The 12,236-nt window shown below is 68.6% G+C and carries 13 protein-coding genes; 6 read left to right on the forward strand and 7 right to left on the reverse strand.

From position 1 onward, the window contains the following. Positions 1-43: 43 nt before the first annotated feature. Together ACZYYX_RS10350 and ACZYYX_RS10355 are read right to left on the reverse strand one after the other, a co-directional pair. Positions 44-1,069: an esterase/lipase family protein gene (locus tag ACZYYX_RS10350; protein ID WP_463814302.1), complete on the reverse strand. Its 1,026-nt coding sequence runs from the start codon at positions 1,067-1,069 to the stop codon at positions 44-46. 53 nt (positions 1,070-1,122) lie between these two features. Then, entirely contained in the window at positions 1,123-1,737 is a 615-nt protein-coding gene (locus ACZYYX_RS10355) for a TIGR03086 family metal-binding protein (protein ID WP_463814303.1), read from the reverse strand. Positions 1,738-1,822: 85 nt separating this feature from the next. Here ACZYYX_RS10355 and ACZYYX_RS10360 point away from each other — a divergent pair, with 85 nt between their 5' ends. The 3 genes from ACZYYX_RS10360 to yhjD are packed head-to-tail and all read left to right on the forward strand — an operon-like array spanning position 1,823 to position 4,320. Further along, positions 1,823-2,224 (forward strand): MarR family winged helix-turn-helix transcriptional regulator, encoded by a 402-nt coding sequence (locus ACZYYX_RS10360; protein WP_463814868.1) that lies wholly within the window; start codon positions 1,823-1,825, stop codon positions 2,222-2,224. Between the two features lie 16 nt (positions 2,225-2,240). Continuing rightward, positions 2,241-3,254 carry a tryptophan--tRNA ligase gene (trpS, locus tag ACZYYX_RS10365; RefSeq protein WP_463814304.1) on the forward strand — a complete coding sequence of 338 codons (1,014 nt, stop codon included), beginning with the start codon at positions 2,241-2,243 and terminating at the stop codon, positions 3,252-3,254. A 13-nt stretch (positions 3,255-3,267) separates the two neighbouring features. Next, entirely contained in the window at positions 3,268-4,320 is a 1,053-nt protein-coding gene (gene yhjD, locus ACZYYX_RS10370; protein ID WP_463814305.1) for an inner membrane protein YhjD, read from the forward strand. Between the two features lie 12 nt (positions 4,321-4,332). Here yhjD and ACZYYX_RS10375 read toward each other — a convergent pair whose 3' ends face one another. Next, on the reverse strand, positions 4,333-5,547 hold the full coding sequence (locus ACZYYX_RS10375) for a D-alanyl-D-alanine carboxypeptidase family protein (RefSeq protein WP_463814306.1): 1,215 nt from the start codon (positions 5,545-5,547) through the stop codon (positions 4,333-4,335). Positions 5,548-5,699: 152 nt separating this feature from the next. Between ACZYYX_RS10375 and ACZYYX_RS10380 the strand changes: the two genes are divergently transcribed. Both ACZYYX_RS10380 and ACZYYX_RS10385 read left to right on the forward strand, forming a co-directional pair. Next, positions 5,700-6,842, forward strand: coding sequence for a metallophosphoesterase (locus tag ACZYYX_RS10380; protein WP_463814307.1), 1,143 nt, complete (start codon positions 5,700-5,702; stop codon positions 6,840-6,842). A 124-nt stretch (positions 6,843-6,966) separates the two neighbouring features. Beyond that, a complete protein-coding gene (locus ACZYYX_RS10385) occupies positions 6,967-7,137 on the forward strand; it encodes a hypothetical protein (RefSeq protein WP_463814308.1) in 171 nt (56 codons plus the stop codon). Between the two features lie 61 nt (positions 7,138-7,198). Here ACZYYX_RS10385 and ACZYYX_RS10390 read toward each other — a convergent pair whose 3' ends face one another. From ACZYYX_RS10390 to ACZYYX_RS10405, 4 genes are all read right to left on the reverse strand, one after another. Further along, positions 7,199-7,501: a hypothetical protein gene (locus ACZYYX_RS10390; protein ID WP_463814309.1), complete on the reverse strand. Its 303-nt coding sequence runs from the start codon at positions 7,499-7,501 to the stop codon at positions 7,199-7,201. A 160-nt stretch (positions 7,502-7,661) separates the two neighbouring features. After that, positions 7,662-8,663, reverse strand: a complete 1,002-nt coding sequence (locus ACZYYX_RS10395) for an SMP-30/gluconolactonase/LRE family protein (protein WP_463814310.1) — start codon at positions 8,661-8,663, stop codon at positions 7,662-7,664. 23 nt (positions 8,664-8,686) lie between these two features. Further along, on the reverse strand, positions 8,687-10,075 hold the full coding sequence (locus ACZYYX_RS10400; RefSeq protein WP_463814311.1) for an aspartate aminotransferase family protein: 1,389 nt from the start codon (positions 10,073-10,075) through the stop codon (positions 8,687-8,689). Then, the gene (locus ACZYYX_RS10405; protein ID WP_335333206.1) at positions 10,072-10,590 is read right to left on the reverse strand and encodes an Lrp/AsnC family transcriptional regulator; all 519 of its coding nucleotides are present in this window, start codon (positions 10,588-10,590) and stop codon (positions 10,072-10,074) included. Before ACZYYX_RS10405 ends, ACZYYX_RS10400 begins: the two co-directional genes overlap by 4 nt. Positions 10,591-10,713: 123 nt before the next feature. Here ACZYYX_RS10405 and ACZYYX_RS10410 point away from each other — a divergent pair, with 123 nt between their 5' ends. Then, positions 10,714-12,207 (forward strand): gamma-aminobutyraldehyde dehydrogenase, encoded by a 1,494-nt coding sequence (locus tag ACZYYX_RS10410; protein ID WP_463814312.1) that lies wholly within the window; start codon positions 10,714-10,716, stop codon positions 12,205-12,207. Positions 12,208-12,236: the final 29 nt, after the last annotated feature.

Below are 12,236 nucleotides of genomic sequence, written 5' to 3' on the forward strand. Positions count from 1 at the left end.
CGTGCTTGTCGTCGCTGACCGACGACAGACACGCCGAAATCGCTCAGCAGCCGACGCGGTTGGGGGTCGATAGCGCGTCGTCGGCGCCGTCGATCGCGCCCCGGACCACCTCGAATACCCGCGGGTCCCACGTCATCCCGGTCTCCCACGGCAGGCCGACGGAATCGGAGACGAAGATGCTGTGGGTGTCGTCGAAGGACACGCAGCGGCGGTGGGGCAGTACGCGGTCGCTGATGTCGGTGGCCAGCGCGCTGCGGGTGGTCACAATGCCGTCGTTCGGCCACACCATCGGGTTCACCGGCGCGGGGCGGGTGAAGCGAGCGCCGCCGATCAGGACGACGGGGATGCGGTCCAGGACGCCGGCCTGGAATTCGTTCCACCCGTGCGGGCCCATCAGGTACCCCTGGTTGACCTCCCGGCCCGATCCGCTCTGCAGCCGCGTCACCTCGGCGGCCATCGCCAGCGACGCCTTCTCGCAGTAGGCATCCCCCAAGCAGTCCGACAGCGGGGTGATGCCGTTGGCGTAGTCGGACAGGAACGACCCCTCCCATGGGGTGCCCACCGTCGTCAGCGATCGGATGCGGATCGGCGAGCCGAGGTTCTGCATCACGCGGAACGCCGACCGCGAGTACAGCCCGCCCATCGAGTGAGCGACGACGTCGACGACGTCCACCCCTCGGGTGTCGTGCAGGTAGGTCAGGAAGCGGGCGAGGTGTTCGCCGGCCAGGTCGATCGACGCCGTGGAGTCGACGGTCATTGTGTCGGGCAGAACGATCGGGCAGTCGCCGAACGCGCCGAATCCGCCTTGGTCGGCGACGGGGCCGCGGCCCGCCATGGCCGGCGACGTGTACACGGTGTGGCCCGCTGCGAGCAGGTTCTCTCGCAGCGCCGTGTCGGTGTTGCCGGCGGCCAGGCCGGACCGGCACGCCGCCTCCGGCGTGGTGAAGGGACTGACCGCGTCACCGCCCGAGACGATGACGACGGCGTGACCGGGTGCGGCGTGCGCAGGAGCGCATGGAAGAAGCGTCGCGAGCACCAACAGAACAAAGGCCGACGACCACCGTCGCATGAGACCCCCTCGGTTGCGCGAATGCTAGCTCGGGCGGTGAGCTGGGACGGCGGTTATGCCGCGGTCGCCGCAGTCCAGGCCGGGTTGCGTCCGAGGTGGCGCAGCAGCTGGGCGAGGACGTCGCCGTCGCTCGGCGGCAGCGCGCGGGCGAATGGCGACGCGAGATCGTCCCGGAATTCGCCGTCGGGTACCGCGAGCACCAGCGGTGTCACCGCCTCGAGCACCTCGGTCGGCGGGGCGAACGGTGCTCCCAGCGACACCGCGACGTCCCAGCTGTGCACCACGTAGTCGACGAAGTGGAAGCCCATCGCCGTCTCGCCGATCACGGTGACGTCGGCCCCGAACTCGGGGAGCGCGAACATCGCTTGGTCCACACCGGGTCGGGCGAACGCCGCAAGCACATCGGCTGCCGCGGCGGCGTAGGTGCCTGCGGGATCCGTTGCGATCGCCGCGGCGAGCGGTTCGGTGCGCCACACGTCGATATCGGCGCCGAGACCGCGCGCTGCGGCGGCGAAGCCGCGGTGTTGAGCTGTCATGTGGGTGAGCAGATCTCCCAGCGTCCACCCGGCGCACGGCGTATGCCGGTCGAGGTCGCCGGGGCGGACGAGGGCGACGATGTCCATCGATGTGGAGACGGCGCGGTGATGCTGAAGAGAAAAAGTATGCATAAGCATATGATATGCACATGCATATAATTGCGCAACGCCTACGCTCTGATTCGTGGATTCGCCCCGTCCCGACCTGGCTGCCCTGATGGCCCCGCTCACGCGTGACCTCGTGGCCGCTGAGGAACCGATACTGGCCGAGCATGGCCTGACGATGTGGGGTTATGTGGTGCTCTCGGCGCTGGACCGAGGAGCGATCCGCACCCAGGCGGCCTTGGCCGAGGCCATCAACGCTGACAAGACGCGCATCATCCGCACGCTCGACGACCTGCAGGACCGGGGTTATCTCGACCGCGTCGCCGACCCCGCGGACCGACGCGCCCGCGTGCTGGCCATCACCGAGGAGGGCCGACGGGTCAAGAACGCGGCGCAGACGCAGATCCAGCGCGGGGAGGAACGTTGGCTCAGCGTCCTGAACGCCGAGGAGCGCCGGGTGTTCCTGCGCGCCCTCCGCCGGATGGCCGCCGGACAAAACGATGACCGCGCGTGAAAAACTGGTCATCACCATGAGCACTTCAGCCAAGCCCGTCGTCTTCTCCGGCGCGCAACCGACGTCCGACTCCCTGCATCTGGGTAACGCGCTCGGCGCGGTCGCGCAGTGGGTGGGTCTGCAGGACGGGCACGACGCCTACTTCTGCGTGGTCGATCTGCACGCGATCACGCTGGCCCAGGACCCCGCGACGTTGCGCCGGCGCACGCTGGCCACGGCCGCGCAGTACCTGGCCCTGGGTGTCGATCCGTCCCGCGCCACGGTGTTCGTCCAGAGCCACGTCCCCGAGCACAGCCAATTGGCCTGGGTGCTGGGCTGTTTCACCGGGTTCGGGCAGGCGTCGCGGATGACGCAGTTCAAGGACAAGTCCGCCAAGCACGGCGCTGATGCGCAGACCGTCGGCCTGTTCACCTACCCGATCCTGATGGCCGCCGACGTCCTTCTCTACGACACCGAACTCGTGCCGGTCGGCGAGGATCAGCGCCAGCACCTCGAGCTCGCCCGCGACGTCGCGCAGCGCGTCAACGCGCGCTTCCCCGACACGTTCGTCGTCCCAGAACCGATGATCCCCAAGGCGACGGCGAAGATCTACGACCTGGCCGACCCCACTGCCAAGATGAGCAAGTCCGCGGCCACCGATGCCGGGTTGATCAGCCTGCTCGACGATCCGGCGCGCACCGCCAAGAAGATCCGCTCCGCCGTCACCGACAGCGACCGCGAGATCCGCTTCGATCCTGACGCCAAGCCGGGGGTCTCGAACCTGCTGACGATCCAGTCAGCGGTCACGGGCACCCCGGTCGAGGCTCTGGTCGCGGGCTACGCCGGCCGCGGCTACGGTGACCTGAAGAAGGAGACGGCCGACGCCGTCGTCGAGTTCGTCACCCCTATCAAGGCGCGGGTCGACGACTACCTCTCCGACCCGGCCGAACTGGAGAATGTGCTGGCCGCAGGCGCGCAGCGTGCGCGTGAGGTGTCTGGCAAGACGGTGGCACGGGTATACGACCGGCTGGGATTCCTCGCACCGCGATAACGGGAGGCTGACGATGACGGCGCCGGACGGTTCGGCCTCCCCGGAAAATGCCGAGGACAAGCCCGGGTTGCTGGATCGGCTGCGGGCGCGCATGCCGTGGTTCGACCACGTGATGCGGGCCCAGGGGCGCTACAACGACAGCAAGGGCGACTTCTATGCCGCCGGCATCACCTATTTCACGATCTTCGCGTTGTTCCCGCTGCTCATGGTCGGGTTCGCGATCGGCGGTTTCGTGCTCACCTATCAGCCGGAGTTGCTCGAGCAGCTCAAGGCCAAGATCGCAGGAGCGGTCAGCGGAGACCTGGGGCAACAAGTCACGCAGCTGATGGATTCGGCGATCGACTCACGCGGCACCGTCGGCATCATCGGGCTCGCCACCGCGGCGTGGGCCGGTCTGGGCTGGATGGCCAATCTGCGCGAGGCGCTGAGCCAGATGTGGGGTCTCTACCGCGAAGAGCAGCCGGGCTTCGTCAAGACCAAGCTGTCCGATCTGCTGGCGCTGCTGTCGACGTTCGCCGCGATCGTGGTGACGGTCGCGCTCTCGGCGCTGGGGAGCCGCTCGGTGACGGGCAGTGTGCTCGAATGGCTGGGCATCCCCGAGTCGCCGGTGCTCGGAGTGCTGCTGCGCATCGGGTCGATCGCGGTGTCGCTTCTGGTGTCCTGGCTGCTGTTCACCTGGATGATCTCGCGGCTGCCGCGGGAGTCGACGAGCTTCCGCAGCAGTGTGCGCGCCGGCCTGCTGGCCGCGGTCGCGTTCGAGGTGTTCAAGCTGGTGGCGTCGATCTACCTGAAGTCGGTACTGACGGGCCCGGCGGGCGCCACCTTCGGACCGGTGCTGGGCTTGATGGTGTTCGCCTACATCACCGCGCGGTTGATCCTGTTCTCCACCGCGTGGGCGGCGACGATGCCGGAGAACATGGTGGAGGCGCCCATCCCGGCGCCCGGGCCGGCCGTCATCCGCAACCGCATCATCACCAGGCCCGGGTTGGCGCCGTGGCAGGCGGCCGGTGCCGCGGCGGTCGGCGCGCTGGGCGCGCTGGGCTTCGCGCGGCGGCGCAAGCGCTGACGCTGTCCGCCCTTAGTGTTGGGGCCTGCGGTTGAGCGCCCTGGCGCCCATGATCAGGCAGAACACGATCACCGCGCCGACGACGCCGACGCCGACGCGCACCGGCATGGCGTCGATCTCGGGCAGTGTCGCGCTGGCCTTGCTGGTCGCGGCGGCGGCGGCCGCCGGGTCGGCGTCAGGGGTCCGCAGGGACGGGTCGGGTTCGACCAGGCTGCCGACCTTGGTTCCCGGCGCGGTGGCGTAGCCGTAGTCGAGAAGGTGCGCGGCCTGCTCCCACGGGGCGATGGGTTGCCGCGTGCCGCGCATCAGCACCGCCACGAGACGTCGTCCGCCGTGGTCGGCCGCACCGACGAAGGTCTGGCCGGCGTCGTCGGTGTAGCCGGTCTTGCCGCCGAGCGCGCCCGGATAGTTGGCCAGCAGCTTGTTGTCGTTCTCGATCGGGTAGCTGCCGTCGCCGCGCCCGGGAAATGAAAACTCTTGCGTGTGAACGATATTCGCGAAGACGGGGTTGTTCCATGCGTAGCGGTAGAACAGTCCGACGTCGTAGGCGGAGGTGCTCATGCCCGGCCCGTCCAGTCCGGACGGGGTCGCCACGCGGGTGTCCCGCGCGCCGAGCTTGTTGGCCAGCGCGTTGAGCTTGGTCAGTGTGGCGTCCATGCCGCCCAGTTGCATCGCGAGGGCGTGCGCGGCGTCGTTGCCCGAGTGCATCAGCAGACCGTGCAGCAGGTCGTTGATGGAGTAGAAGCCGCCTTCGCCGACGCCCACCCGCGTGCCCTCGGCGTTCGCGTCCTCCTGGGTGCCCGGCACCACCTTGTGCAACGGCAGGTCGCGGATCGCCTGCATCGCGACGAGCACCTTGATGATGCTGGCCGGGCGGTGGCGGCCGTGCGGGTCGCGGGCGGCGATGACGTCACCGGAATCGATGTCGGCCACGACCCACGCCTCGGCGGAGACGTCGCCGGGCAGCGGGGGAGTGCCCGGCGCGGTGATCACGCCGCACCCGGAGAGCGCGTCGCCGCCCATCGGCTTGGCCGGCACAGGCAGCGGTGCGGGTGGGTCGCCGGATTCCGGAACCTCCGACGCGTCGACGGCGGGCGGGGTCGCCTCCCGGTAGGGGCAGGTGTTCGCCTCGGGGACGGGCTGGGCCGCAGCGACCGGGGCCATCGCCAGCATCGCCGCGCTGAGCAGCGCAGACACCCGCAGTGGGAACGTCGTGAAGGTCGCCATCGGGGTTGAAGGTTAGGCGATCGCGGCTTTCGGATCGGTGAGCCACGCGGTGACAGATGTGAAGAGAGTTTCGCAAGTTACTGGCCGAGCTCGGTGCTCCTCGCCGCTCACTAGGCTGGCGGGACCGCCCGAGCCGCCAAAGAAAGTCATCCATGTTCCTGCTCGTTCTCGGCTCGTTCCTCGGGCTGATGACCCTCTACGTCTGGTTTCGCCTCGTGCGATCCACCACCCGCCCGGGGCGCGTGCGCGGGGTCCTCACCGCGCTGCTGCTGATCTTGACCGCGCTGCTGGTGGCGGCGCTGATGCTCCGGCGCGACCCCGGCGGCTCGAGTTGGGCTGCCTGGCCCGGTTATCTGTGGTTCGGCCTGCTGGCCTACCTGGTGCTGGCGCTGCTTGTTCTCGAGCCGGCGCACCTGGTCGCCCGCGTGCGCCGGCGTCGGCGCTCCGCCGAGAAGGCGCCCGACCTCGAGCGGCGGCTCTTCCTCGCCCGAGCGGGCGCCATGGCCGCCGGTGCGGCGGCGGTCGGCGTGACCGGTGTCGGCGTCGCTTCCGCGCTCGGGCCGCCCGATGTGGTGCGCGTTCCCGTGCGATTGAACCGGTTGGGTGCGGAGTTCGACGGGTTCCGCATCGCCGTGGTCTCCGACGTCCATCTCGGGCCGCTGCTGGGCCGCCGGCACACCGAGCGGATCGTGCGGATGATCAACGAGACCGAGCCCGACCTGGTAGCCGTGGTCGGTGACCTGGTGGACGGTACGGTCGCGCAGCTGGGGCCCGCGGCGGCGCCGCTCGCCGACCTGGTGTCGCGGGAGGGAACGTTCTTCGTCACCGGCAATCACGAGTACTTCGTCGAGGACACCGCCGAGTGGCTGACCGAGCTCGACCGACTGGGGTTGCAGGTGCTGCGCAACGAGAACACCCGGATCCGCCGAGGCGCATCCGCGTTCGATCTAGCCGGGGTCAACGATCTCGCGGGACGGTCGATCCAGCAGCCACCTGACTTCGACGCGGCGTTGCGTGGCGTCGACGCCTCGACGCCGACGATCCTGCTGGCGCACCAGCCGATCCAGGTGGCCGAGGCCGCGCGGCGCGACGTCGACCTGCAGCTGTCCGGCCACACCCACGGCGGACAGATGTGGCCGTTCCACTACGCGGTGGAGCTGGCCCAGCCCTCGCTGGCGGGCCTGTCGACCGTGGACGGGACGCAGCTCTATGTCTCGCGAGGTGCGGGCTTCTGGGGGCCGCCTGTGCGTGTCGGCGCCCCGCCGGACATCAGCGTGCTCACATTGCGCGGCTGAGTGGGTTTACACCTGCTCGCGGGCGGTTACTTTCTCATCAACTTCACGGCTAACACTGACCGAATCGCTCAGGTGGGCCGAGCACGCTGAAGGAATCCAGGCGATTCAGCGGAAGGACGTTGAGATGGCGACAACAGTGAGCAACACCAACGCGAGCACTGCGGGCGTGGTCGACCTGCGATCACATCCCGCATTCAATGCCTCCGAGCGGCGGGCTTTCGCCATGCAGGAGGCCATGCGCCGTCATCCGTCCTTCCAGTCGCGCACGGGTGCCGCACCTCTGCACTCCATCTGACCCCCCGACAAAACAGGGGCACCTCCTCATTGGAGGTGCCCCTGTGTTGTCTGTGGCGTGCTCAGCGCACGTTGACGTAGACCGTCTGGTTGCTCACCGAGCGGGTGTTGTCGCCGTTGGAGGTGGCATTCGGTACCGCCTGGCGGACGTTGGGCCCGTGCGTGACGGACACGACGGACGCCTCCTCGAGCGGCGTGCTGCTCTGCCGGTTGACGACGACGCGGTTGCCCTGCGCCTCGAGTGCGCTGATGGTGTCAGCGGCACTGCCTGCGCCGGACGGGGCGGCGAGCGCGGGGGCGGCGAACCCGAGGACGCCCGCGGTGAGGGCGGCAGCGGCGGTCGTGGTGATCATGAGTGACTTCATGGGGTGCTCTTCCCTTGATCGGGTCGGAGCCGTGGAGCGATGTCGCGCGGTTCTGACTGTGTGAAATTGTCGGTCTGCGACCGGACTTCGTGGTGTGTCCGATACGCGCGGTACAACCAGGCGCTGCCCGCAATGCTTCCCGAATGTTTCGCAGTGTGTCTCACAACACGGTCGAGGCGAGCGCGATGCTGCCGAGATACGGGCCGCCGATGCTGCCCAGCCACAGCCGGTTGTTGCTCTCCACCATGCCGGTGACCATCTGCAGCTGCGGGTGGGTGGTGCGCATTCCGGCGACGGCGGTGCCGTCGTCGGGGTCGAAGGCGACGACCCACACCACCGACTCGGGGGTGGGCTGCAGTCGCTTGGGCAATCGCCAGATCAGGGTCCGCAGGATCGGCGGGCCGGCGGCCAGCCGGTCGGCAAGGCGGTTGGCGGGGGTCACCATCGCACACCAGATGCGCCCGTCGGCGCCGGTGGACAGGTTGTCCGGCATGCCGGGCAGGTTCTCGGCCAACGGCCGCAACGTCCCGGCGTGCGGTCCGGTCAGCCAATACTTCGACAGCCGCCGACCCTGGGTTTCAGCCACGATCAGCGCGGTACCGTCGGCGGTCGGCGTGACCCCATTGGCGAAGTACAGCCCGTCCACGACGGTCGTGAGGGTGCCGTCGGGGTCTAGGCGGTGTAGCGCGCCGCGGCCGCGCGCCTCCAGGATCGCGCCGAGGTAGTCGGCCACGGTGAAAGCTGAGGTGGATTCGGTGAAATAGATTGTGCCGTCGTCAGTTTCGGTGACGTTGGAGCAGAACTGCAGCTTTCTGCCCGCCACCGCGTCGACCAGTGTGTCGATTCGCCCGCTGCCAGGATCCAGCGCCAGCAGACCGCGTGGGCTGTCGCAGATCAGCAGCCGGCCGTCGCGCGCGAACGCCAAGCCCAGCGGCCGCCCGCCGGTGTTGGCGATCACCGTCGGCGCGGTGCCGTCGGGCTCGAACCGCACGATGCTGCCGTCGAGGGCGCCGGCCCACAGTCGACCGGCGCCGTCGACGACGACGTCTTCGGGTTCCCCGCCCGGAACGGAGGTCAGCGTGATGTCGGCCGCCGGGAACGCGGGCAGGGCCCCCACCGGGGGCGCCTGCCAGCGGACGGGATCGATGGGCGGTTTGGTCATACCGCCCAGTGTCGCCGACCGATCTACATCCGGCGGCTGGCTTCGCCGAGCACGCTGCTCAGCACGTCGTAGATCGCGTCGAACTCGCGCTGCCCGCAGATCAGCGGCGGAGCCAGCTGCACGACTGGGTCGCCACGGTCGTCGGCGCGGCAGTACAGCCCGGCTTCGAACAGGGCCGGCGTCAGGAACCCGCGCAGCAGCCGCTCGCACTCCTCGTCGTTGAACGTCTCCTTGGTGGCCTTGTCCTTGACGAGTTCGATTCCGTAGAAGAATCCTTCACCGCGGACGTCGCCGACGATCGGCAGGTCGAGCAGCTTCTCCAACGTGGCGCGGAACGCCGGAGCGTTCTCCTTGACGTGGGCGTTGATGCCCTCGCGCTCAAAGATGTCGAGGTTGGCCAGCGCCACGGCCGCCGACACCGGATGCCCACCGAAGGTGTATCCGTGCCCGAACACCGTGGAGCCGTCGTTGAACGGTTCGAACAGTCGGTCGCTGGCGATCATCGCGCCGATCGGGGAGTAGCCCGAGGTGAGTCCCTTGGCGCAGGTGATGATGTCCGGGACGTAGCCGAAATCGTTGCAGGCGAACATCGAACCGATGCGGCCGTACGCGCAGATCACCTCGTCGGAGACCAGCAGCACGTCGTACTCGTCGCAGATCTCGCGGACCCGCTCGAAGTATCCGGGCGGCGGCGGGAAACACCCGCCGGCGTTCTGGACCGGCTCGAGGAACACCGCGGCGACCGTGTCGGGACCCTCGAACTCGATGGCCTCGGCGATCCGGTCGGCGCAGTAGCGGCCGAACGCCTTGGGGTCGGAGCTGAACTGCTCGGGCGCCCGGTAGAAGTTGGTGTTCGGAACGCGGAAGCCGCCCGGTGTCGGCGGGTCGAACGGCGCCTTGAACGTCGGGATACCGGTGATCGCCAAGGCGCCCTGCGGGGTGCCGTGGTAGGCGATGGACCGCGAAATCACTTTGTACTTACCGGGTTTGCCCGTCAGCTTGAAGAACTGCTTGGCCAGTTTCCAGGCGCTCTCGACGGCCTCGCCGCCGCCGGTGGTGAAGAAGACGCGGTTCAGGTCGCCGGGTGCGTAGCCGGCGAGGCGCTCGGCCAGCTCGACTGCCGGCGGCGTCGCGAACGACCACAGCGGGAAGAACGCCAGCGATTCCGCTTGCTTGGCGGCAGTTTCGGCAAGCTCGGCGCGGCCGTGTCCGACCTGCACCACGAACAGCCCCGAGAGGCCGTCGATGTAGCGGTTGCCGTTGCTGTCCCAGATGTGGACACCCTCGCCGCGCGTGATGATCGTCGGTGTGATGCCCTCGCCGTGACGGGCGAAGTGACCCCAGAGATGGCGGTTGGCCTTGGCTCCCAGGCCGGAGGTGTCGGTCTGTTCGGTTTCGGAAATGATGGTCATCGGGTACCCCAATTGTATTGCTGTTTAACGAGTTTCAGGTAAACGAGGGTTTCTGTGGATATCACTCCCGGCAGCGCGCGGATCTGGGTGTTGAGCAGTTGCAGCAGATGGTCGTCGTCTTCGCAGACCACCTCGACGATGGCGTCGAAGGAGCCGGCAGTGAGCACCACGTAGTCGACGGAGTCCAGTGCGGCGAGCTTCTCGGCGATCTTGGTGGTGTCCCCGGTGCAGCGCACGCCGATCATCGCCTGACGGGCGAACCCGAGTTGCATCGGATCGGTGACCGCGACGATCTGCATGACCCCGGCGTCGACCATGCGCTGGACGCGCTGGCGCACTGCGGCCTCGGACAGCCCGACAGCCTTTCCGATACCGGCGTAGGACCGCCGGCCGTCTTGCTGCAGCTTCTCGATGATCGCCTTGGACAGTTCGTCGAGCTGGAAGGCGGCACCGGGGCGGGACTGATTCACTCGGAAGGAGACGGGGCCGACGTGCGGAACGCCCGGGTTGACCATGCCTGTGATTGTGCACGGAATCCGTCGTCTCAAGCAACCATAACCATGAAATCACTCGCTGTGAGTCGTTGACGGTGCCGTAATGCGTAGATTTCTCCGGCGTCGGCACGGTAGTTTTGGGCCATGACTGTGGTTTCCGAGACGGATGTCGCCAGCAGCTGGATCGACGGCGAGCCGGTCCGCACCGGCGGCGCCTCGCACACCGTGATCGACCCGGCCACCGGTACGCCCGTGGCCCATATGGCATTGGCCGCCACTGCCGACGTCGACCGGGCTGTCGCCTCGGCACGCGCGGCGCTGTCCGGCTGGGCCGGCGCGACCCCGGCCGAACGCTCGACGGTTCTGGCCACCCTGGCCAAGCTCGCCGACGCGGCGTCGGCGACGCTGGTCGCCGAGGAGGTCAGCCAGACAGGCAAGCCGGTGCGCCTCGCGCGCGAGTTCGACGTGCCGGGCAGCGTCGACAACATCGACTTCTTCGCCGGCGCCGCACGCCATCTCGAAGGCAAGGCGTCTGGCGAGTACTCCGGCGACCACACCTCCTCGATTCGCCGGGAGGCCGTCGGCGTGGTCGCGACGATCACGCCGTGGAACTACCCGCTGCAGATGGCGGTGTGGAAGGTGTTGCCGGCGTTGGCCGCTGGATGCTCCGTGGTGATCAAGCCTGCCGAGATCACCCCGCTGACCACACTGACACTGGCCCGGTTGGCCAGTGAAGCGGGTTTGCCGCCCGGGGTGCTCAACGTGGTGACCGGTGCCGGCGCCGACGTGGGCACCGCGCTGGCCGGTCACGCCGGGGTGGACATGGTGACGTTCACCGGGTCGACGGCCGTCGGGCGAAAGGTGATGGCGGCGGCCGCGGTGCACGGTCACCGCACCCAGCTCGAGCTCGGCGGGAAGGCGCCGTTCGTCGTGTTCGACGACGCGGATCTGGACGCGGCGATTCAGGGCGCGGTCGCGGGCTCGCTGATCAACACCGGTCAGGACTGCACGGCGGCAACGCGCGCGATCGTCGCCCGCGAGGTCTACGACGACTTCGTCGCCGGCGTCGCCGAGGTGATGGGCAAGGTCGTCGTCGGCGACCCACAGGACCCCGACACCGATCTCGGACCGCTGATCACGCTGGCGCATCGCGCGAAGGTGGCCGACATGGTGGCGCGCGCGCCGGGAGAGGGCGGACGCATCGTGACCGGCGGCGTGGCCCCGGACGGCCCGGGCTCGTTCTACCGGCCGACGCTGATCGCCGACGTGTCCGAGCAGTCGGAGGTGTATCGAGACGAGATCTTCGGTCCGGTGCTCACGGTGCGGCCGTTCACCGACGACGACGACGCGATCCGGCAGGCCAACGACACCGCCTACGGGCTGGCGGCGTCGGCGTGGACGCGCGACGTCTATCGCGCGCAACGGGCGTCGCGCGAGATCCACGCGGGCTGCGTGTGGATCAACGACCACATCCCGATCATCTCGGAGATGCCGCACGGCGGGTTCGGCGCATCAGGCTTCGGCAAGGACATGAGCCAGTACTCCCTCGAGGAGTACCTGTCGATCAAGCACGTGATGAGCGACATCAACGGCGTGGTCGACAAAGAGTGGCACCGAACGATTTTCACGAAGCGGTAGCGCGGGCACCGCGAGCGCGCGTGTCTGCA

Source organism: Mycobacterium sp. IDUB_1 (assembly GCF_055419625.1).